Raw genomic sequence first — 24095 nt, forward strand, 5'->3', positions numbered from 1 at the left:
TGTTTTATAGATGGATCCATCCTGAGTTTCATGTAAATGACAGCCTCATTACCATCATAAAAGCAAATCGAAAGAAATACGCTCATGTATTACCATGGCAGGTGAGCAGCCATAAAAATATTTATTCTGATGAAAAAAACAATAGTCATCACTATTTTATTATTCATAGCCGTCATTGCGGCAACGATCTATCTTTTCGGAGATTTTAATAAAAACAACAAACAGGATTCAAAGGCCTTACAATATTTACCAGAAAACACCCTGGCCATTGCATCTTTCGCCAACGACGAGACTGTAGACACAATATTTAATGAGTACGAATTATTTAAAGCCATCCTGGGACAAGCAAATTTTGGTGATCTCGAACGATTAAAAGGAGAATTACTGCAAAGTGAACAACTCAGCCCCTTCGTTACTGGTCAACAAATCTTGTTGTCTTTTCACCGGGAAAAAGATCAGATAACACCACTTTATAGTGTTCAGGTTGGCCAAAGTCTGGACAATAATTCACTGGGGGCACTTATCGGACAGATCGGGAACAATTACAAGGTGCAACCATTTGACACCTTAGGTCAACGATTCTTCGGTCTCAATAAGGGAATAAAAGACAGCACGCTCTATTGTGCCTATTCACATGAAATTGTTTTTGCCAGTTATTCAAAACAGGTTCTCGCACAAATTTTCGACAAGAATATCCGAAAAATAAATACAAAACAGATTGAGTTCTTTGTCAATCATAACAATAAAAATACACCCCTCAGTCTGTATTTTTTCAATGACCAGCTCGCGCAGGTTGCCCAGATATTGATGAAATCAAAATTTGGCAATTACCTCAATTTAATCGATTCCCTGAAGGGGCAAACCTCCTGGAATATGAATTTTAAACAGGATGCGCTGATCTTCAAGGGTGAAACAGATCTTACAGGAAGTAAAAACAGCTATCTTCAATTATTTGCCAATCAAACACCCCAAGTTCAGGCATTAGGAAATTACTTACCAAAAAATGCGGCTTCATATATTGATTTCAGCATTTCAGATGCAGCCAGCTTTCATTCAGGATTAAAAGAGCTGTTAATCCAGCAAAAAGAATATGACCGTATAAGCAAGAACGTAAAAAATTTCGAAGATGATACTAAAATTTCCTTTGATAGCGTCATCACACCGCTCTTCAACGACGAATTTGCACTGGCTGAATTGGATAATCAAGATGTACTTGGATTAATCAGCTTATCGGATTCCAGCTTATTTGCAAATAACTTCAAGAAATTCAGTTCTTCAGTAGGTGACTCAATCCATCAATTTAAATATTCTCACCTCTTATATGCCTCTTTTGGTGAACCGTTCAAGGGTTTCACAAGGCCCTATTTTACCATCGTTGACAATATTATGGTTGTCGCAAGCAGAACAGGAATCCTGCGGGACTATCGCGAAGCATTCCGTGAAAAGCAATTTTTATCGGGCACTGCTATTTTCAAAAATCACGCAGCTTTACAAAATAGCCGCAGCAACGTCACCTTTTATTTGGAACCCAAAGCAGCTAAAAGCACTATTTTGGATAACCTAAAATCCGACTATGCAAAGAATTTTAAAGATGAGGAGCAATTTGGTTTTCAAAACTTTTATTCTTGGTCGTACCAGCTAAGCGGCAATCAAGGCACATTCGCATCCAGCTTATATGGACTTTATAAAAGTGATACACGCCTGGGCGGAAAACCGGAATGGACTGTCCAGCTTGAAAACCGTATCATCAATAAGCCCTGGATTCTGGATCAGGATGGTAAAAACAAATTCATCATGATCCAGGAACAGGATCATACAGTACATGCGTTTTCACCAGATGGAAAGGAACTTTGGCAAAACCTTTTCCAGGGCGAGATTTTGGGTGAACCGATTCAATTACAAGATCTCAGTATTGTCATTGTCACCAAAAGTCGGCTGTATCGGATTAGGCCTGATGGGAAAAATGTGAGCGGCTTTTCGGTCGAACTGCCTTCTACCGCAAGCTATGGTGCCACAGTAACCAACTTCAATAAAGAACAACGGATCTACATCCCGGCTACGGATCGTATTTTAGCTTACACCTTAGATGGCAAAAAAGTAGAGGGAATGGAAAATAATACCGTAGATAGTCGCATTCTTTTTGACCTCAAAACTACCACTTTGGGGCAGACGAATTACGTGATAGCAGGTACCAGTACAGCTTCGGTTTATTTTTTCAATGAAAATGGCAAAATTATCCGAAAGCAAACCCTGGATACCGACGGTGAAAGTGTTAAAAACCCGATCGGTTTAGTTGCTGCTTCAGATGAAAAAAATTCGTTTGTCTATGTCGCCGATAATAAAGGCAGTGTTTTTAAAGTACCTTTTGAAGGTGAAGCAAAAAAAATAAAACTAGGTAACTGGGGCAGGAATGTATTCTTTAATTTCGAAGATATTAGTGGTGGTGCCGATCGGGATTTTATCATTTTAGCCAACAATAAATTGAATGCCTATAGCGCAAGAGACTCCTCTTCCTATTTTGAATATAAATTCATTGAAGATGCGAGCAACAGGCCCCTATTTTTTAAACGTATCGGTAAATCCGATGTATTGGGAGTCGGCACTGACAATCGTATGATTTATGTTTTTGGATCGGATGGTTTGGTACAAGAAGGATTTCCAATGGAAGGCTTTTCAAAGTTCTATTATGGACCGATTAACTATGGCGACAATGCGAATTATTTGATTTGCATGAAAAAGGATTTTAAGGTTTATGTTTACAAATTTTAAAAACTTGTAAATCAATTTTTTAAACCCCAAACAAAACAAAATAAGATGCAAAAGATCTTTATAAAAAATTTGTCTAATCTAAATTTTTTATAGTAGGTTTGCAGACTTAATATGACTATGCTAAAATCGGAAGAATTAAAAGAATTATTGGCGGAACCAAAGCGTATTGTAATCACTACACATTACAAGCCGGACGGAGATGCATTGGGTTCATCGTTGGGATTATATTTTTGGTTAACCGCAAAGGGACACCATGTTAATCTAATCGTACCATCAGATTTCCCTGCTTTTTTAGACTGGTTGCCCGGCTTGGAAAAGGTGCAGATTTATACGCAAAATATTATCTTACATAATCAGCAGATTGAGACAGCAGATATATTATTCTGTCTGGATTTCAACGGTCTGGCCCGTATTCATGAGATGGGAGACCCTATCCGCGGGGCAAAAGGAATTAAATGCATGATTGATCATCACCTAGATCCGGAAGGATTCGAAGATTATGCCTTTTGGGATCCTTCAGCAGCTGCAACCGCGCAATTAATCTACCGTTTTTTGGTGAATGAGATGCAAGATGGGGACAGTATCAGTGCGGATATGGCAACTTGTCTTTATACCGGTATTATGACCGATACTGGCTCTTTCCGCTTTCGCTCCACCACCTCCGAAATCCACCGTATCATTGCGACTTTGATCGACTGTGGCGCACAAAACTGGGCGATCCATGAAGAAATTTACAACAGTTCTTCGGAAAGCCGTCTCAAGTTCCTCGGCTTTTGTCTGCTTAACCGTCTCGAAGTCATCCACGAGTATAATACTGCTGTCATTCATGTAACCAAAGAAGACCTCAATCAATTTCAGGTCATTACTGGAGACACCGAAGGTTTGGTCAATTATGCACTTTCCATCAAAGGAATTCGATTAGCTGCGTTAATTATTGACAGAAATGAACAAATTAAACTATCTTTGCGATCGATTGGAGAAGTTCCCTGTAATGAAATCTGTAAATTGTATTTCAACGGCGGCGGTCATCTCAATGCTTCCGGCGGAAATTCGAAAGATAGTCTGGATGTTGTGATCGCAAAATTCAAATCCATTTTACCAAATTATAAAGAAATATTAACAAAATAAGATATCGTAACATACATTAGAAAATGAAGAAAGCAATTCTATTTTTCGCGGCTGCCGGTCTTTTGATGACGTCATGCCAAAAATTCAAAAAGGCTGAAGGTGGTCTTGAGTATAAAATCGTGGATGATAATGCAAAAGAAAAAGCAGTATCTGGCGATTTATTAGCTATTGACATTGTACAATCAACAGATAGAGATTCTGTAATGAGCAGCACTTACGAAATGGGCATTCCTCAGATCGTTCAATTATATCCAGACAGCGTTATCGCAAAAAATCCAGGTGATCCAACAGGTTTATTCAAATATGTCGGTGAAGGTGATAGCTTGGTATTCAAAATCAACTTGGATTCCATGGCTGCGAAAACGCACCAACCCAAACCAGAATTTGCTGACAAATTCTTAGTGTTCTCGATCAAAGTGAAAAAACACTTCAAAAAAGGAAAATTAACAGATCAACAATTGGGTGAGCAAGTTCAAAAATACTTTGAAGAAGAATTGAACAAACACAAAGCTGCTGAGCCTGCAAAATTGGAGAAATACATCAAGGATAAAAACTTGAAAACAACAAAAACAGCTTCAGGCCTTCAATATGTGATCACGAAACCCGGAACAGGAGCAAATGCTAAAGTAGGTGATTCTATCCATGTAAACTACGTAGGTTCATTGACTACAGGACTTGTATTTGATACTAACCTTCCGGATGTTGCGAAAAAAGAGAAAATCTTTATGCCACAACGCCCTTACGAAGCATTGAAATTCCAATTGGGTGTTGACGGTGTTATCCCGGGATGGACTGAAGCATTCCAGTTGTTCAACAAAGGTACCAAAGCGACTTTAGTTATTCCTTCTTCTTTGGCCTACGGCGACCGTCCATCAGGTAAAATCCCCCCTTATGCCCCATTGGTGTTTGAAGTAGAGGTATTGGATATCAAACCAGGAAAAGTTCCTGCGCCAGCGCCCACAACTCCGGGAACAGTAGCTCCAACAGCAACTGCCCCTGCGACAAAAGCTCCGGCAGCTAAAAAATAACTTAGCAGAATAAACTCGCTAACAAACAAAAGAGCCGTTCCAGATGTTGGAACGGCTCTTTTGTTTACGCTGTTTTTATTAGGGCTGAACCTGTTTCCGCTTATCAGCCTGCTTTAACTTCCTTATCTTCCACCAAAGTACAACAACTGCCAGGACAAAACAGACGACCATAATGATCGTCAATGCCCATAGCGCTTTATTGGTATGGTAGTTTTCGGCATGTTGTATAAACATCAATCTAAAAATCCGGAGATAATGTGTCGAAGGAATCACATTGGCAATCCCCTGCACCCAGCCGGGCATTAGACTAGAAGGCCATGTAAAACCGCTCAGGATAAAAGCGGGTGTTGCGATCACCATCAAAACCTCCGTTGATTTCAATTGAGAAGGCAAAATCATACTCACTAAGACGCCAATAAAGCAAACCGCCAGCAAAAACACGAAAGTGCATAACATAAAACGGCCAAAGTCGGCATGCAGTGGCATTCGATAATATTTCCCAAACCCCCAATACAACAGCAATATTCCGATAGACATCAATACATAAGGCAATATCTTGACGAGAATAAGTCCAATCGGATTGGAAATTTTCCGAACAAGATCAGGGAATGTATTTCCCTCAAACTCCGAAGAAAAAGATAATGCCAAGCCCAGTAACAAGACCTGTTGCAGTACGGTTATCAATACTCCGGGCAACATAAAATAGAGGTAATTACCGCTTCGAATATTTTGCTTAATTATCGTTGTCTTAAACGGTTCATACTGTTGAGCTGCTACCTTTGCCGGTACACCACGCTTCATTTGCGCCTGAATCTGAATACCCGCTTTCATCGTCATCGCACAGACGTTGACGGCCATTAACGCCGTATTGGAGGTCAACGTATTCGCACCATCAACAAATACGGTCACCTCGGGTAGACGGCTCTGTTGTACCCCCGAAGCAAAGCCCTTGGGAACATGAACAATGGTTGTTGCATCGTATTGGATCGCAACATCCTTCGAATCAAACAAAGAAGGTAATACCTTCGCCACCCGAATGCTTTCATTGTCCGAAAGCATATCTATAAATGAACTACTTAAGGGGCTATTGTCTTCATCAACAACAATGACAGGCATTTCAGTGACCTTTCCCTGTTGGTACACATGACCAATCAGAATACCATACAATACTGGTGCGCCTAAAAAGAGCATTAACAACACCTTATTGTTAAAAAAGAGTCTAAACTCCCGTTGGATTAATTCTAGAAATCTTTTCACATCCATTCCCTTTAATTCGTATGGAGAACCACAAGCGTTTTTGTTAACAAATCTTTTGTTCCAGCCATATCCTCGGGGACAACTTTTAATTCAAAGACTGCTTGCTGTGGATCAAAATCTGGATATGCTGAAGCGATATTGGCATAAGAATTCAATGCTTTTACGCTAACGATCTTGGCCGATACCTTTTCGTTTCTCCGATAAGGTATCTCTACAGTTACCACAGCCCCCTTTTGCAGTTTCCCGATCTGATTTTCCGGCAGTGTAAACCGAAAATAGGTAGAACGGTCAAGAAAGCCATTTACAATGGGGTAGCCTGCCATGGCCAGTTCACCCACTTTGAGATTGATGGTTTCTACGCTCATGTCCTGCGGCGCAATCACATATTTCTCCCGGGCAGCAACATTCACCTCAGACATGGCGCCAAGCGCCCTTTCTTTTTGGCCTAAAGCCATAATCTGTTGTTCCTGCCGAGCTCCGCCCCTTGCTTCCGCCATTTCTGCCTGAGCAGCGAGGTATTGGTTTTTAGCGCCCTGATATTTTGCGTAGGTTTCATCATACTTCTGTTGAGGGATCAGACTATCCTGTAGTAAGGCCTCAAGCCGACTGATTGATTTCTTGGCAAACTCATATTGCTCTTTCAAGCCATCTACCTTTGCTTGCAACTGAACCAGTTGTCCTTTGGTCGCGCCTTTAACGGCCATATTATATTGTGCGTCGGCAGATTGCAGCGCCCCTTTCGCTTGCTCTTCCTTTGCATCTACCTCAGGAATATTTAAAATAGCCAATGTATCGCCTGCGCGGACAAAGTCGCCCTCCTCAACCAAAATCCTGGCGATTTTTCCGGGTACTTTTGTGACCACAGTCACCAGCTCACGTTCTACTTTTCCCTCAATGGGTTTTTCTTTCACTTGATCTGCACAGGAAACAAAAATAGACAACGATAATATCCCATATAAATTTTTCATGTTACTCATGTATAGTTTGTAATAATTTTCCAGAAGTATGTAATAATTCGACGGCAGCATTTCGCTGTTGCAAAACGTTATTAAAATAACCGAGGTTAACCTTATACCAGTCATTTTCCGTCGCCAGCAATTCCGTCACATCAATCAACCCGGCCTGATATTGCTTTAAGGCCATTGATAAGTTGTTTTCAGCGACTTTCAGCTGTTGTTCACCTACTTTCAGTTTTTGATTTCCGGTACTGTAACCTACCTTATTTTTACTTAACAACAGATTAAGTTTTTCCGCTGTATCTTCCCTTTTTGTCGTATTAATGGTTTGGTCAAGCTTAACCTGTTTAATTTTATTATGATGTTCTCCGCCAGTATAGAGGTCCCATTTTATCCCGAGCCCGACCAATAGATTCGGGCTTCCTTTGATTGAATTTAGGGGCAGGTTCACTGTTCCCAATAGCGGTTGGTCTTTTATGCTCAATTTTGAATTGAATACATTTAAGTAATTTGCCGATCCAAAAGCAAAAACAGCCGGTAGAGCTCCCCCCTTTTCCTTTTTGTATAAATAATCATAAGCTTTTGATGATGCTTCAAGGGCTTTAAGTTCTGATCGTTGCTCAACATCATTGGGTATTTCCGACAAAAATATCGGCTTTAGTCCATAGTGAATGCCGCCGACCTCCTGAAAAGAAACGCCAGTTTCCTGCTCAATCTTCTGACAGAGGAGATCTCGATTTCCGGCAAGCTCCACCTTCTTCTCCTCTAGTTCGAGGAGCGCCAATTTAAGTTTATCTCGATCATAGGGAATAGCCAGGCCATTTTGTATCGCCTTATTGACTTTCTCCTGCTCTTTTTTTAGTCTCTTTTCCGAATCAGCGATAAGTTTCTCAACTTCGTCCAAAAGCATCAACTGGTCAAAAGAAGTGATAATATCCTTTGAGAGCGTCTCACGGCTCGCAGATTCCAAATATTGTTGTGCCAGGGCTTTCTCTTTGAGTGCCTTTATACCATTAGGAATCTGTAGTCCCGAAAAAATAACTTGTTTTACCGAAACACCCGCATATGCCGCCTGCCCATGCATACTGAATCCGGTCGCACCCTCAAAAAGTCCCAGGTTCAGCAGTGGAACATTCACGGTCGGAATATCCACGCTACCATTGCTATGCACATATCCATATAGCCCCAATGCAGAAACATGTGGCAGCCTGTTGGCTTTTACCCCTTCGGCTTCCAGCCTTGCTTTATCAACTTCATATGCCTTCAGTTTCAACTCCTTATTCGTTTGAAAGGCCTTTTGAATAATATCTTTTACCGATGGGTCAATCACTGACTGCGCATGCAGCTTATTTAAACCCATAAGCGATGCAAAGGTGAACAAACCCACACATAATTTCTTATTCATCATATGATTCATTTATTCTTTAAAAAATAGGGCAACAACCGTTCTTCTGTTTAACAGCAAATAGTAAAGTATGTTTTACAACACGCCATTTTTTCCAAGATAAGAAAAAAAGTATAGCCCATATATGACTCAAATTCTCATTTTTGGCTTTATAGCTAAAATATCCGATAGGAAGAGAATCCGTTATTAATTTTCATTTTGTTAATTAATAAGTTATCTTTGGAGAACGAATTGAAATTTTGGTAATGAAGCCGACCTCTTTATTCGATAATAACAAAAAGAAGTTTTTTACCCTAACCCGCTTTTGCCTCCAAGCAGAAAACTATGTTGCTTACTGATACACATACACACATCTATTACCATTCAGGTACCAATAAACTGCAAGAACACCTTCAACGTTGTTTAGACAACCATATAAAACGTCTTTTTTTACCAAACGTAAATAGCGCCTCCATCAAACCTGTATTCGATACGGTTGCAGCCTATCCAGAACACTGTTTTCCTATGCTAGGACTACATCCCTGCGATGTTAAGGAAAACTATGTGGACGAGTTAAACAACATCCAAAAGAGCTTGGAAAATAACAAAGTCCATGCCATAGGTGAAATCGGACTGGATCTTTACTGGGACAAAAGTACGCTAAACATCCAAAAAGATGCTTTTCGAACACAGGTAAAATGGGCTAAGGAGCTTGGTCTAGCGATAGATATTCATTGCCGTGAGGCTTTCACGGAATTATTCGAATTATTGGAAGAACTCCAGGATGACAAGCTATTTGGTATCCTCCATTGTTTCACGGGGACATTGGAACAGGCTCAGCATGCGATTGACTTGGGCTTTGCACTTGGCATAGGTGGTGTTGTCACCTTTAAAAAAGCCGGATTGGACAATGTTGTCAAAGAAATCGACCTAAGACATATTGTATTGGAAACAGATGCGCCCTACCTCGCGCCTGTTCCTTACCGAGGTAAAGAAAATGAAAGTAGCTACCTGGTTTATGTTGCCCAAAAGGTCGCCGACCTACACGCGATTCCTATTGAAGAGGTCGCAGAAATTACAACCGCGAATTCAAAACGTATTTTTGGTATATAATCTATAGAATCCCATGCACAATATTTTTATTATCTACACTGGCGGAACCATAGGAATGGTCAAAGACGAAACGGGTACTTTTGTCCCCTTCGACTTCGAGCTAATCAAGCGTAATCTTCCTGATTTAAGCCGTCTGGATTATAAACTGACCGTACACTCTTTCGAGCCGATCATCGACTCTTCCAACATGAAACCAGAGATCTGGATTGAAATGGCCCAGATCATCAAAGATAATTATGCGAACTACGATGGTTTTGTCATCCTACATGGATCCGATACGATGGCATTCACAGCGTCTGTGTTAAGTTTTATGCTTGAGGGACTGCAAAAGCCGGTCATTCTTTCCGGATCACAATTGCCTATTGGAGAGATCCGCACGGATGCACGCGAAAATATGATGACAGCGCTGGAAATTGCATCTGCAAAACAAGACGGTGTTTCGATTATCCAGGAAGTCTGCATCCTGTTCGACAACAAATTATTCCGGGGAAACCGCTCTTTCAAATATAACTCAGCCAAATTTGAAGCGTTCAGATCCCCCAATTACCCTGTACTTGTCGAAGCGGGCATTCACCTTAAATACAATACCGATGCTTTATTGAATAATATCGATAAAGAATTTATCTTACATACCAAATTGGATAACCGTGTTGCTGTATTGAAGCTCTTCCCGGGAATATCCGCGCAGACCATCAAATCTGTCCTGGATTCGGATGTGCGATCTATTGTGATGGAAACTTTTGGTTCGGGAAATACCACGACAGATAGCTGGTTTCTGGATTTATTAAAAGGAGCCATAGATCAAGGGAAAAACATCCTTAATATTTCGCAATGTAAGGTTGGTTCAGTCGAACTTGGGCGGTACGAAACTTCGCAAGGCCTGAAAGCCATCGGAGTACTCAATGGGTACGATCTTACATTTGAAGCTGCTGTCACTAAGCTCATGTACCTCCAGGGCGAGCTCGAAGATCAAAAAGAAGTTGCCTATTGGGTAGAAAAAGATATTCGCGGTGAACTGACGGTTAACGATTAGAAAAAACGACTAAAAGATAGGTATAAAGACCAAGGAATAAGGATCATGGACTTTGCAGAATAAGCTTAGGCTTACCAAGCTGTTGTCTTTGATCCTTGTTTATTACGCCCTACTCTTTATACTATGGCCTTTCAGCCATCTCCGCCAGGACTTCAGCTACCACAAAATTACTTCCGCCCACAAAAATCAGATCTCCCCCTTCGTATGCAGCCTTCGCCGCAGCAAAAGCTTCCTGTACAGAAGAATAGTCTACACCATTCAGGTCAAAAGCCACTGCCTCCTGACGCAGTAAATCCGGGGGCATAGCCCTCGGCATATCCGGTGCAGCAAAATAATAAATTGCATCTTTGGGCAGGTAAGGCAACATGTGTGTCAGGTCTTTATCGCGCATAGCCCCAATGACAAAATGTAATTTGTTATAGGTAGTCGCGTTTAGATTTTTCAATACCTCATGAATGCCATCCTCATTGTGTCCAGTATCGCAGATGACAAAAGGATCTTTGGAGAGCTGTTGCCAACGCCCCTGAATACCTGTGGTAGACTGAACATGTTTTAAGGCTTCATGTACATGGGCGGAGCTGATTTCGAAGCCTTGCTTACGTAGTTCATCCACAGCCAAAAGAACACCGGCAAGATTCTTCACCTGATAGGAACCTTTCAGATCAAGTTGATAATGATCTATTGCACCATTGCCATCGATGGCTTCAATGTTGAGGTAATCCTGATCAACCCCCAGTATCCTTGTCTGATAAAACTGAGACGCAAATTGAATAGGAGCCGCTTCAGCATGTGCTTTATTCAAGAATACAGACGCTGTTTCGGCAGCATATTCAGAAATTACAACAGGTATATTTTCCTTGATAATACCTGCTTTTTCGCTAGCTATTTCTCCGAGTGTATCTCCCAGCAGATTCATGTGATCAAAACCGATATTGGTAATAACTGACAATAATGGTTTGATGATATTGGTGCTGTCCAATCGTCCGCCGAGTCCGACTTCAATAACAGCAATATCCACTTTACTTCTTTCAAAATAATCAAAAGCCATTGCTACGGTGATTTCAAAAAAAGAAGGCTGTACATCCTCGATTAGCGCCCTGTGCTTATGAACAAAATCCGTAACAAATTTTTCCTCACACATCAGGCCATTGACACGGATACGCTCCCTAAAATCCAGTAGATGTGGTGAAGTATAGAGTCCGGTTTTATAGCCTGCTTGGGCTAATATCGCCGCAAGCATATGGGAAGTAGACCCCTTTCCATTGGTACCGGCTATATGTAGGGTTTTGAATTTTTGCTGCGGGTTGTCCAGCGCATTGCAAAGTCTGATGGTATTGTCAAGGTCTTTTTTGAAGGCTGAGGCACCATCCCTTGTAAACATAGGCAATCGAGTATATAAATACTCGATTGCCTCTTTATAAGCATTCATCTGAATGATTTTTATCTTAATCTAAAATTGAACACAATCCGGCCAGTTTGGGAATCTGGTGCATTAGCCAATTGATTTAGCCGTGCACCGCGGACAGCACGTTCACATTTCTCCAACAATGTTGGATCCGTGATTGTAGTACCCTTTACTCCCGCACGCGCATAGGTAATCACGCCTTGCTTATTCACTCTGAATTCCACAGCAACCTTACCGGCTTGCTGGCCATTATCGTCAATGCTTGGCCGCTGGGTAAAACTACGGTTTTCAATAGACAACATCATATTGCCGTTACCTGATCCCCCCTCACCATAATTGCTCGCCAAAGGATCGCCCAACTTAGAACCTTGATTTCCCGGTGTTGTGCCAGTACCGTCTCCAGCGCCCTTGCCATTGTTTTTATTGCCCTTGAAAAGCGCTTTCGCATTTGCCTGTGGTGCTACTTCCTTTGTCTGCTTAGTTGTTTCGGGCGCTTTTGATACCACTTTCTTTTCCGTTTTTGTGACGGCGGGAGCCTCTTCCATATCTTGCGTTACAACCGCTTTTTCGGCAACTTGTTGTGTTGGTGTAGGTGTGGGCGTCTCCACAGGATCTATCCGATCCGGTCGCTCACTATTTGCATTCGGATCAATAGAAGGCTCTTCCACACTCATGTAATCGTCGCCCATCCCCTCTGGAGAAGTTCCATAGTTTACAATCATACCACCCATACCATACTCGTCCGGTTCCTGTGCCTTAAAAACGACAAAGAAACCAATCAAAAGCAGTGATGCCATGACCAATGTAGATATTCCCAAAGCCTTAGGGAAATTATTTTCTTCATGTTGAAGATGATATCGCATTGTGTAAATCTCCTATATTAACATATGAGCAATAAACTTCAAAAAAGTTTAATTACCCCTACTTATCTTTTTTAGGTTCTGTTGCCAGCACCACTTTCACTTTAAGACGATTGGCTACATCCATGACCGAGATCACGTTCTGGATAGGAACGGTATTATCGACATACAGCATAATGGTCAATTCTTCGCCACTGGCCATCTGCGATTGGATTGCAGCTTCCAAACCTTCTACCGGAACAGGGTTTTTATCGATAAAATAGCCCAACTCCTTTGTAATAGATACTGTGATTGTCTTTTTTGCAACAGATTGTTCACCTGCGCTTGACTTTGGCAACAATAGTTTGACCACTTGCGGATTCGAAACTGCCGACGCCAACAGGAAAAACAACATCAGGAAAAACATGATGTCGTTTAGCGCTGAAGTATGTACTTCGGCAGATGGTTTATTTTTTCTACTTCGTAAGTTCATTATCTTCCCGGTTCATCCAATAAATCAATAAATTCTACTGCATCGGTTTCCATACGTAAAATCAATCGTTCAACCATCATATTTAAGATATGATAGCCTAAATAAGCCAGGATACCGACAGCAAGACCTGACGCTGAAGATACCATTTTCACATATAGACCACCTGATACGGATGCAATGTCGATACCACCCGCCAATTCTACCTCATGGAAAATCTTAATTACCCCAAAGATAGTACCAACGAAACCGAGCATTGGAGCGATACCGGCGATAATACCAAGGATATTGATATTTTTCTCCAATTTGGCTACCTCCAATTTACCGACATTCTCGATAGCCCCTTCAATGTCTTTGATCGGCCTGCCCACGCGTAACAGTCCTTTTTGCAACATACGTCCTAAGGCCGAGTTGCTGGAGCGACATACAGCCAACGCAGAGTCTAAATTTCCTGACAATACATTTGCTTTCACTTGAGACATCAAACTATTATCGTATCTGGCGGCTCTGCGAATGGTCAGATAGCGTTCAAAAAAGATAACCAATCCAATAAAGAACAGCAATAGGATCGGAACCATTATCCATCCCCCTTTGATCATCATATCGATCAAACTCATGTTTTCTGTACTAGCAGCAGCAGGTAATGGTTGTTGCGCAGCTTGATTAAACGTATCTACAGCAGCCCTGGCTGTATCTTGCACTAATGACATAATTATTAATAGTTTTATTTAGTTTCTATAATGTTTCTACCCAAGCACCTTCAATTTTTTTCTCTACAGATTTTTGAGCGAGGTCAGCCTCTGCTTTTGTCATGTAGGTATTCAAGATGATCTTCTTTCTATTCCTTTTATACTTTCCTTCCACAGCGCGTGCAGTCTTGTAGCCTAGCATCCGAAGACGTTTTGCCTCTTGCTCTGCCTGAGCCATTGTCCGTGCCGAACCGATCACAACCTGATATTTCGGCTGTGCTACGGGTATGGATTCTTTGATGACTGGATCCGCCTGCAAAACAGGAGCAGCTTTCTCAGTCGTTGCTGTATTCTTCCCTGATTCTACGGCTGTACCCTTTAACGAATCTGCCATTGTTCTGGCTAAGGAATCCACTTTTTTTAAACTATCCGCAGCGAGCACATTGGATGATGAATCAGCAGTTGGCAGATTATTTTTCTGAACGACTGCGTCAGCAGCGGGTTTTAGTGTGGGCTGGGCTCCTCCAAACAACGAATTTTTCAACCCCGGATTCGTGTACAATACGCCTACAGCAATCATGACCAGTACAATGGCTGCTGTTAGCCAGTACCAGATGGCATTCGAATTGCGTGGCTCCTCCTCATAAATATGGGGTGCATAAGCAGAATTTGCAGCCGCAATTGCGCCAATTTCTTTTTGCGTGTCAATTTGCGCCTCCGTAAGTGTTGTGGTATCCTCCGAATCAGCTATAGCGGGTACTGCCACGGCATCCAATAGTTCGGCGTCCGCAGGGCTAGCCTCCTCCTCAGCTTGTGGTGCATCGGACTCAACCCCCGATTCAACAATAGCTTCAGCAACAGGAAGCGAATCCGCATCAGCAAGAGCCGCAGACTCTTGTTCCTCCTGCTTAGCTTGCTCTTCATTTTCAACACTGTCTGTTGCTTCAACGACAGGTTCTTCTGCATTGATTTCCCCAACAACATGTTCTGATGGGGCTGATTCGACCGAATCAGCAAGCCCGTGTTCGTCTTCGCGTATCGGAATAACTGTTTCGATTTCAGGGCCGACAAGATTGACAACAGGTTGAAAATTAAAGCCAGAGAGGTCCAGTGGTTTAAAAACCAAACTCGAACCATAGCTTATCAACAGACCGAGATCCTCCAGCTTCACCTGACCAAATTGTCCCAGGTCATTTCGCAATGCCCCAACGGTATCATCCAGTATTTGCTGCGCCTGCACCAAACTCAAATGCTCCTGCTGTTGGATATAATGCACGATATTGAATCCCCGCTGTGCGGAATAGTCCAGCTCAACATAGGAAATGGGGGGCAAAAACACATTGTTCTGTTTATCGAATTGAGCCGGAGAATGAATTCTTTTGAACACACCTATTCCGGGCACGTATACTTCCGCATAGCGTCTTAATAAACTATTGATGTCTTTGCCTAGATTCATTGTTCTCTGATTTAAAATGCAAATTTATAATCTTAATTCGTTAAAACGAATAATTAAGACCACCAATTACATTGAAGCCCAATCTTGGATAATACATGTAACGCTGATATTCCTTTCCAAAGATATTATTTGCTTTCACGAAAACACCAAATTGTTTTTTAATTCGGTATTCAGCACCAGCATTTAGATCAGCAAAGGAAGCAATCGTCAGCTTGCGACCACTATCTGCTACACGAGTACCGTCACTGTTATAATCGTAAACATAGGCATAGGTATTGCCTTGGCTAGAAAGCTCTGCATCAACGAAGAATTTATCCGAGATATTGAACCTTGCATTGGCTTGCAGCCTAAATTTAGGCAAGCCCCAGGCCTCTTCCTCATCGCTCAGATTATAGTCATCAATAAATACTTTTCCGCCTAAATTAACCAATTGTGATAGACGTACATTGATCTCCCCTTCCAGTCCCATATGCTTAGCTTTGTTGATCTGACCATCATATACCACATCAAAAGCCCACGGAATATAACCGTTCTGGTCATTGCCAAATGTACTATTTTTAAATAAAGGTAGTCCTTCGATCTGTTTGTAAAACACCTTCACCTTATAGCCAAATGTCGCACCGGCATTACCTTTTAAACCACCATATACATTCAATTTTTCAATTGAATTGGCGATCCTGACATTTGGTGCCAAATAAGGATTCTCCTTCGCAAAATTTCGGAACGAGCCTTGTCTAACATTACCATTAACTCCGGCAAATAAAGAGATATATTCCGGAGCCAAAGAAAAATCGGCTTCAACTGATGGAAAAACATTAAAACGGGACTCATCACCAAATTCCGAAGTCAGGTTGGCTCCCAAAGTGACATTATAGTTATCGCCCTTAAACCGAATGTACGGATTGATCAAAAACAAATTGTTCTTCACATTTGCCGTATCATTTTCGTTTTTGACATCATTCATGGTGACACTCAGGTTGGCTCCAACATTGAAAGCGCTCATGCGTTTGTTCAGATACCCGGACAGAGCGAAAGAATTTTCTTTTGCCTTGTAGGCATCCTTAAATAGGTAACCATCTACCTTCGCAGCGTAGCTCATCGCTTGCTCATTTTTTGGATCAACGTTACTTGTCAGTTCACCATTTAAATAAATATCGGTGAATGTTTGTTTATCCGGGGTGGTATTCAATAATGTCGTCCCCGGTTGGTCAAATGTCTGACCGTAGAAATTTGTACCATACCTATTGTAGCCTAAGGTACCTTTTACAGTCACGGCATCCAGCACACGGCGTCCAAAAACACCAATATCCTGTGTACTGAATTTCTGTCCTTCAATATTGCCCTTTTGGCTTAAGTGTTTTGCAAATAACCCAAAACGCGTATTTTCAAACTGCTCGGATGCCAAATATGCTTCACCTAAAATCGAGTTATAATTACCTATTCCAAATTTGACATAATTGCTACTGTGTTCAAAAGGTTGTGCAAAGGGTATTTCCTGTACATTCAATTGTTTCAGACCAGTATTGATATCCAATTTTTTATCAATGATATTACCGTAGTTTAATTTGGGCTGATATTCCCGTTTGTTGGTCATATCGGGACTACGACGTATTTTTACAGCATCTGCAAGAATCGGTTTGTAATCGCGAACAACATCAAAAGAATCAATAGTGACCGGTTTTTCAGGATCACTCTTCTTGCCTGTTTCCTGTGCAAAAGAATTCAATCCCACGCCCATCAAAAGCGCTGCTAAGGTATATTTCTTCACATTTCTATTTTGCAACTTCTTCATTGTATCCTATTTCTTTTTGTTGTTCAATTTATTTAGACGTTCTTTTGCAGCAGGCAGAACATCATCTTTCGCATCGTAGTTATCCACAATTGATTCCAATGTCGCTTTCGCCTGGAATGTATCGCCTTTACCTGCATACGCATCCGCCATCGTGATAAAGCTTTTCGCTACCCAATATTCATAAGAGGAGAAATTGTCAGACAAATCCATTGCCGTTTTGATACAGGCATCGTACTGTTTATTTTCCAATTGAATAACAGCGACATTATATTTTGCTTCCGCACCGTATACAGTACGACTCTTCAAAGCTGCTAAACTGAATTCCTTCATCGCCTCAGTTTTCTTATTCTGCTTCACATAGCATTTTCCTGCATACAAGAAAGCGTTCGCGATCTCTTCTTCAGAAGATTTCTCGTAATTTTTCACCGCATTCGTGTAGTTTAGCGCTTCTTTGTAATCACCGATTTCATAATAAGAAACCATTAAATTATTGATTGCAAAACCGTAGTTAGATTTGTATTCGGAGGTAAGCTCCAATTTTTTCAACAACTGTGTTGCCTCATTATATTTCTTTTGTTTCAAGTATAGATTAGAGACCGAAATCAATGTACGTTCCGTATATGGTGAGGTCCAGTCGTTCAAGATAATATTGTAATCGTGTAAGGCATCTTCTGTATTTCCCAATGCGGCATTACTTTCCGCACGAACAAAACGCGCGTATTTCTCTTGATTTGGTTTCGGGAATTTATCGAAATAAGCATTTACAGCCTCGACTGCTCCTTTGTAATTGCCTCTGGAGAATAAAGTCGTTGCTGTTGAGAACGAACGCGAATCTTGTTCTGACTTCGAGACATCACCTAAATTGGTTCCCGTGGCATATTTGATATACCCCGTAGCATCCCCTTTATCCAGATAGATATTCTCAATTGATCGCATGGCCTGTCTGGCTTCATCCGTAGAAGCATATTGATCAACGACACGTTGGAACGTTGCCAAAGCCGCATCATTGTTGTCCTGATTATATTGAACCAACCCGATCGTTACTAAAGCACGTGGCACATAACTGCTTCGCGGATATTTTTCAACCATCGTTTGAAGCCCTGCAATTGCCTGATCGCTTTCTCCCATCAAGAAACGGGTGTAAGGAATTTCAAAAGCAATATCATCCGCATAATTTGAATTCGGGAATTGTGCGATGACAGCATTAAGGGTTGAAATCTTACCATTATTGTCTCCTTGTAGCCCCTGGATAATACCACGTTGAAACAGCGCATAATCTTGACTTGGAGCTTTTGAAGAAATCAGCTTATTATATTCCGTCAAAGCTCTACCATAATTTTTCGACGAGAAATATGAGTCTCCCAAACGAGCGATGGCATCATTACGTGTATTCATCTCTATGCCTTTAGAACCGCCAGAGGCTAAGAAGCGTTCAAAGTAATTCGCAGCGGTATTATAGTTTCCGTTACGGAAAGCGGCATAAGCTAAGGCGTAATTTGCATAACTGTATACGTCAGTTTTATTTGCTCCCGGCAAACGTAAGAATTTATTAAAATTCGTTACCGCCTCACCGTATTTGCGTACTTCATACATCGCTTCTGCCTTCCAGTAAGTAGTCAAAGCGTAGATTTCTTCGTCATAACGATGCTGTTCTGAACGCATGAACAAAGAAATTGCATTTTCAAAAGCCCGCTCATTATAATATTCCAGCCCCCGGTAATAGGTTACTTTTTGATAAGCAGCATTGGCCTCTTTTCCTCGTTTTGGAATAGACTCTAAAATATCGACCGCATCACGGTAGTTTTTAGTACTCAACAAGACTTCCGCCAATAGCGTTTTCGCTTCTTCCTGGCGTTGTGATTTTGGATAAGTTTTTAAATATTCCTGCGTAGAAGCCAGTGCGACCTGATGGAACTCCAATTCATACGACAGCTTCGCATAATTAAACAGCCCCTCTTCTTTCATCGCTGGATCAAAATCCAACTTGGAGGCTCTGAAAAACGCATTACGTGCAGACTGCTTATTCCCTTTTTTCAGGAAGCTGTCCCCCAGGGTAATCATGGCCGACTGGTAATAAGCATCAGGCTCTGTCATTTTCTCCAGCTCTGTGATAGCCTTATCGTAATCCTTTAGCTTGTAAGCGATATAACCGATCTGATAGCTATCTTGATTATTTTGGGTCTTGCCCTGATCTTGGGCCTGGAACTTATCGTAATAATCTTTTGACGTTTTTAGGTCACCCTTGATAAAGTATGTCGCCGCGATAATGCGGAACATCTCTGTTTCGTTTTCTTGTTTTGTTTTCGACAAAATTGGCAACGCATAGTCCAACACATCGTCGTAGCGTTTATCCAAGAAATACAGTGCAGTGATATAATAAGGGTAACTATTTTCGAATTGTTTAGATCCATTTAGACGCTCAAATTCATTCAATGCCGTTTTGTATTCCGCATCTAAATAACATAAATACGCATAGTAGTAGATCGAGGCTTCCTGAAATTCAGTTTTCTGATCTTTCAGTCCCTCAAATAAGGGCTTTGCTGTCTTATAATCTTTCGTCATGAAAGAGGCATAACCCAATTTAAAGCGATATTCTACATTTTCTTTCCCGGCGAGATTTTTACTGTCAATCTTTGTAAACCATTCAATTGCCTTAACATAATCCTTTTTAGCATAATATGATTTACCTATCTGAAAGTAAGCGGCTTTAGAATTGGCACTTACAGGGAAATCTTTAATATATTTTAGGAAACGATTTTCGGCATCTGACTCGCCCAATTCCAAGGCGCATACTGCTTGGTAATACCGTACATTTTCCTTTAACAAAGATAGCTCCTCTGTCTCGTCCAATTGTAGGTTGGATTTCGTCCGCAAGGCCTCCACACGATCAAATTGTGCCGCTGCGGACCCGAATTTTCCACGTTCATACAATTCCATTCCAGTCTTGTATGCCTTGTTGATTTGTTGCCATTCTGTCTGTTGCGCTAATGCTGGCGTCGCCATAACGGTTAGTGCAACTCCCACCTGGTAAATCTTCTTATACATAATATGTGAAACCTTAATATGTTATTTATCTGCAAATGTAAATGAATCTCCCTTCAAACCGAGGTAAATTTGCCCTGACATGCAAATTTAATGACTTCTCCTCTTTGATTGGCCGATTTAAAATAAGCCAAAATTTATTGAAAATCAATTCAAATCTCTCCCTTTTTGGGAGATAGTTTTATTCATTTTACTAAATTATACTTTAATTGAGCTATTTTACACAAAAGTTATTAACATCTGTGAATAATCCAGTATTATAACGGAAATTTTGCACAAAAAATATGCCCGACCAAAAATAAAGTCAGGCATAATATTGTTGATTGATGAATCTGTCAATTTCGTCCTCCAGTAGCTAAAACTGGCTCAAAATCAAAATTCAGTTAGCCGCGTTGTCCGGCCAACAGATACAATACCGCCATCCGAACAGCAACTCCATTTTCAACCTGATCCAGGATAATGGAATGTTCACTATCGGCAACATCGGAGGTGATTTCGACACCACGGTTGATCGGTCCCGGGTGCATAATCGTAATTGGCTTTTCCAAAGAATCCAAGATGTCCTTATTTAAACCATATAACATGGAATACTCTCTCAAAGAAGGAAAATAGGCAATATCCTGACGTTCCAGCTGGATACGTAACATATTTGCCACGTCACACCAATTCAGTGCTTTTCTCAGGTCATGTTCCACCTTTACCCCCAGAGAAGTAATATGCTTAGGGATTAATGTCGTCGGCCCGCACACCATGACTTCTGCGCCTTGTTTCTGAAGACATAGGATATTAGATAAGGCCACCCGGGAGTGGGTGATGTCACCAATAATAGCAACTTTACGGCCCGCCACATCGCCAAAACGCTCGCGGATAGAGAAGGAGTCCAAGAGCGCTTGCGTAGGATGCTCATGTGCTCCGTCGCCAGCATTCACAATTTGTGCATCGACATGTTTGCTTAAGAATACGCCTGCTCCAGCATATGGATGTCGCATCACAATCATATCCACCTTCATCGCAAGGATATTGTTGACGGTATCGATCAAAGTCTCTCCTTTGCTCACTGAAGAAGAAGAAGCCGCAAAATTGACAATATCAGCAGATAGTCTTTTCTCAGCAAGTTCAAAAGAAAGCCGCGTACGTGTTGAATTTTCAAAAAACACATTGGCAATGGTGATATCCCGTAGAGAAGGCACCTTTTTGATCGGTCTATTTAATACCTCTTTGAAATTACTCGCTGTATCCAGAATCAATTGGATATCCTGTTCATTTAGATCTTTGATTCCCAACAAATGGCGAGTACTTAATTGTTCTACTGCAGCTGACATTTTATAGTATATTCAAGTATTTACTAATCTTTTTTTAATTGAAGTGTTCGTTCCCAAGGGCTTATTAGAACCTTCAGTTATCATTTTACTGAACCGGATTTCTAATCATTACCCGAAGGTTTTTTCTCCGTGACCAAGATAATGCTATCTTGATCGTCAGATTCTTTCCAGTTCACAATAACTTTTTGTGAATCTATAGAATCAACCTGTATTCCAATATAATCGGGTTGAATCGGAATCTGTCTGGAGAAACGACGATCGACTAAAACAAGCAACTCAATGCTTCTTGCTCTTCCAAATGCCTGTACAGCATCCATGGCTGCGCGAATGGTGCGTCCTGTCCACAAGACATCATCAATAAAAATAACGTCTTTACCTTCTACAATAAAATTGATATTTGTACTATTTGCTAACAACGGACCTGCATTACCTTTTGTACGGAAATCGTCCCGATAGAATGTAATATCCAGATCACCGACCAAGATCGGTTTTTCGATCATGCGTTCAAGTTCTTTGACGATACGTCTAGCTAAGAAAGTTCCTCTTGGTTGAATACCTATGACGACAGCATTTGAAAAATCACCGTGATTCTCAATCAATTGACGACATAGTCTTTGAATGGTGATTTGAAATTTTGGTCCGTCTAATAAAATCGACTGTTTCATTATGGGAATGTTTGAGCAAAGCTACACTTTTTTTAACAAAAACTATCGCTCGTTTCCCAATTAATTTCAATATTTCAACTCGTTTCCAGCATAAACAAAGAGACTAATAACTTTTAAAACAACAGTTCATCAATGCGGACAAACGAGCTCATTGGCATACCTTCTGGCGCCACACAGCATATATCATTCCGAGGAAACCAGCTTCCGGTCCATATTACCTATCCAGTGTAAAAAGGACCGACGCGATACATTTGTCTTAATCATTTTTCTTATTGCCCCGTGCAAAAAAATATACAGGTACCCCAATCAATACCAATATAAAACCTGGCCAAGTATATTGCGGCTTGTATATAATCAATAGCACACAAAATATAGTACCGATGAGGAGATAAATAATTGGTGTAATAGGAAATAAAAAAGTCCTGTATGAACGTTCCATTTCGGGCTTCCGAACACGTTGAATAATAACACCCAGTACCGTAATCATATAAAATATGACGATAACGAAAGAGATCATATCCAGCAAATTGCCATATTGCCCACTTAAACAGAGCAAGGAGGCCCAGATCCCCTGTAGCCATAGCGATCGGGCGGGTACATCATATTTATTGTTGGGAATAGCCTGTTTTAAAAATAGTCCGTCTTTGGCCATGGTCTGAAAAACCCGTGCTCCGGACAGCGCAAGACCATTGACACAGCCAAATGTTGATATCATAACGAGGATGGCCATGGCTATCGTACCACTGTGCCCGAGCATCTTCTCGGCGGCAGCAATTGCGACCCGGTCATTTGTGGCAAAAGCGATCTCTTCACGGCTCAGGGCAGAAAGATAGATGTAGTTACAACAGATGTATAAAAGCATAACAAGGCTGGTTCCGATGACGAGCGCACGAACCACATTACGCTGCGGATTCACAATTTCGCCCGAAACAAAAGTAACGTTTTCCCAGGCAACACTGCTAAATACGGAGCCCACCATAGCCGCCGCCAGTGCCCCCATTAAAGCACCACCGGAAATCCCCATCCAGCCCTCACCTTTCAAATTCTGAAAAGCCTCCCAGCTGTACGCCATATTTTCCGAAAAATGATTTTCTTTGATTAAGAACAAGCCGCCGACGATCAATAGAACCAATGCAATAATTTTTGCTGAAGTAAAAAAAGACTGCACTGATTTGCCGCTCTTGATTCCGCGGGTATTGATATAGGTCAACAGGAGAATTACACCCATGGCGAGTATCTGTATCCAGGTAATCTTAAACTCACCACGCTGAAAAAGCGGTGCCGCATCGTTCAGTTGCGGGATCAAATAGGCAGTAAATTTACCGAAGGCGACCGCAACTGCCGCTATGGTACCCGTTTGAATAACCGTAAATAAGCTCCAGCCATATAAAAAACCAATCGGTTTGCCAAATACTTCGGTAAGATACGTATACTGTCCGCCCGCTTTGGGATACATTGAGGATAACTCACCGTAACAGATTGCCGCCGCAACAGTCGCTATGGCGGTCAATATCCATACGATTGCCAACCAGTATCCTGAGCCCAGTTGTCGCATCATGTCGCTCGACACAATAAAGATCCCACTTCCGATCATCGAGCCCATGACCAGCATAATCGCATCCCACAATTTCAGTTGACGTTTCATCATAATATCAGGTTGATTTTATGCCATTAAGCTAAGAAAAAATAATCAAAAAAAGAGCTGTCCTTTTTACACGCTGCTCAAA

18 protein-coding genes are annotated in these 24095 nt (G+C 41.3%); 5 read left to right on the forward strand and 13 right to left on the reverse strand.

The window, feature by feature from the left end; all coding sequences use genetic code 11:
* Window positions 1-129 precede the first annotated feature (129 nt).
* From D7322_RS00080 to D7322_RS00090, 3 genes are all read left to right on the forward strand, one after another.
* Window positions 130-2769, forward strand: coding sequence for an SMP-30/gluconolactonase/LRE family protein (locus tag D7322_RS00080; RefSeq protein ID WP_121120466.1), 2640 nt, complete (start codon window positions 130-132; stop codon window positions 2767-2769).
* Between the two features lie 117 nt (window positions 2770-2886).
* Entirely contained in the window at window positions 2887-3897 is a 1011-nt protein-coding gene (locus tag D7322_RS00085; protein ID WP_121120467.1) for a DHH family phosphoesterase, read from the forward strand.
* 23 nt (window positions 3898-3920) lie between these two features.
* On the forward strand, window positions 3921-4925 hold the full coding sequence (locus tag D7322_RS00090; RefSeq protein WP_121120468.1) for an FKBP-type peptidyl-prolyl cis-trans isomerase: 1005 nt from the start codon (window positions 3921-3923) through the stop codon (window positions 4923-4925).
* Between the two features lie 78 nt (window positions 4926-5003).
* Here the strand turns inward: D7322_RS00090 and D7322_RS00095 are convergent, their stop codons facing one another.
* Genes D7322_RS00095 through D7322_RS00105 form a run of 3 tightly spaced genes read right to left on the reverse strand, consistent with a single transcriptional unit; the run spans window position 5004 to window position 8546 of the window.
* A complete protein-coding gene (locus tag D7322_RS00095) occupies window positions 5004-6182 on the reverse strand; it encodes an ABC transporter permease (RefSeq protein ID WP_121121200.1) in 1179 nt (392 codons plus the stop codon).
* Between the two features lie 11 nt (window positions 6183-6193).
* On the reverse strand, window positions 6194-7150 hold the full coding sequence (locus D7322_RS00100; protein ID WP_121120469.1) for an HlyD family secretion protein: 957 nt from the start codon (window positions 7148-7150) through the stop codon (window positions 6194-6196).
* Window position 7151: 1 nt separating this feature from the next.
* Complete coding sequence (locus tag D7322_RS00105) at window positions 7152-8546, reverse strand: TolC family protein (protein WP_245971209.1); 1395 nt, start codon at window positions 8544-8546, stop codon at window positions 7152-7154.
* Window positions 8547-8867: 321 nt separating this feature from the next.
* Here D7322_RS00105 and D7322_RS00110 point away from each other — a divergent pair, with 321 nt between their 5' ends.
* Window positions 8868-9635 carry a TatD family hydrolase gene (locus D7322_RS00110; protein WP_121120470.1) on the forward strand — a complete coding sequence of 256 codons (768 nt, stop codon included), beginning with the start codon at window positions 8868-8870 and terminating at the stop codon, window positions 9633-9635.
* A gap of 13 nt (window positions 9636-9648) precedes the next feature.
* Window positions 9649-10668: an asparaginase gene (locus D7322_RS00115; protein ID WP_121120471.1), complete on the forward strand. Its 1020-nt coding sequence runs from the start codon at window positions 9649-9651 to the stop codon at window positions 10666-10668.
* Between the two features lie 121 nt (window positions 10669-10789).
* Here D7322_RS00115 and D7322_RS00120 read toward each other — a convergent pair whose 3' ends face one another.
* The 10 genes from D7322_RS00120 to D7322_RS00165 all read right to left on the reverse strand — a co-directional run bounded on the left by D7322_RS00120 (window position 10790) and on the right by D7322_RS00165 (window position 24016).
* Window positions 10790-12097 (reverse strand): bifunctional folylpolyglutamate synthase/dihydrofolate synthase, encoded by a 1308-nt coding sequence (locus D7322_RS00120; protein WP_121120472.1) that lies wholly within the window; start codon window positions 12095-12097, stop codon window positions 10790-10792.
* Between the two features lie 11 nt (window positions 12098-12108).
* Entirely contained in the window at window positions 12109-12936 is an 828-nt protein-coding gene (locus D7322_RS00125) for an energy transducer TonB (protein WP_108635074.1), read from the reverse strand.
* Between the two features lie 58 nt (window positions 12937-12994).
* Window positions 12995-13405 carry an ExbD/TolR family protein gene (locus D7322_RS00130; RefSeq protein WP_108635073.1) on the reverse strand — a complete coding sequence of 137 codons (411 nt, stop codon included), beginning with the start codon at window positions 13403-13405 and terminating at the stop codon, window positions 12995-12997.
* On the reverse strand, window positions 13405-14112 hold the full coding sequence (locus D7322_RS00135) for a MotA/TolQ/ExbB proton channel family protein (RefSeq protein WP_104383976.1): 708 nt from the start codon (window positions 14110-14112) through the stop codon (window positions 13405-13407). Before D7322_RS00135 ends, D7322_RS00130 begins: the two co-directional genes overlap by 1 nt.
* A 25-nt stretch (window positions 14113-14137) precedes the next feature.
* On the reverse strand, window positions 14138-15547 hold the full coding sequence (locus tag D7322_RS00140) for an HU domain-containing protein (protein ID WP_121120473.1): 1410 nt from the start codon (window positions 15545-15547) through the stop codon (window positions 14138-14140).
* A gap of 40 nt (window positions 15548-15587) precedes the next feature.
* A complete protein-coding gene (locus tag D7322_RS00145; RefSeq protein WP_121120474.1) occupies window positions 15588-17339 on the reverse strand; it encodes a porin family protein in 1752 nt (583 codons plus the stop codon).
* 6 nt (window positions 17340-17345) lie between these two features.
* Window positions 17346-20384: a tetratricopeptide repeat protein gene (locus tag D7322_RS00150; RefSeq protein ID WP_121120475.1), complete on the reverse strand. Its 3039-nt coding sequence runs from the start codon at window positions 20382-20384 to the stop codon at window positions 17346-17348.
* A gap of 380 nt (window positions 20385-20764) precedes the next feature.
* Complete coding sequence (locus D7322_RS00155; protein ID WP_121120476.1) at window positions 20765-21703, reverse strand: aspartate carbamoyltransferase catalytic subunit; 939 nt, start codon at window positions 21701-21703, stop codon at window positions 20765-20767.
* 101 nt (window positions 21704-21804) lie between these two features.
* On the reverse strand, window positions 21805-22368 hold the full coding sequence (pyrR, locus tag D7322_RS00160) for a bifunctional pyr operon transcriptional regulator/uracil phosphoribosyltransferase PyrR (protein ID WP_121120477.1): 564 nt from the start codon (window positions 22366-22368) through the stop codon (window positions 21805-21807).
* 256 nt (window positions 22369-22624) lie between these two features.
* A complete protein-coding gene (locus D7322_RS00165) occupies window positions 22625-24016 on the reverse strand; it encodes an APC family permease (protein ID WP_245971210.1) in 1392 nt (463 codons plus the stop codon).
* Between the last annotated feature and the right edge of the window lie 79 nt (window positions 24017-24095).

The organism is Sphingobacterium puteale, assembly GCF_003627955.1.
Classification (GTDB): domain Bacteria; phylum Bacteroidota; class Bacteroidia; order Sphingobacteriales; family Sphingobacteriaceae; genus Sphingobacterium; species Sphingobacterium puteale.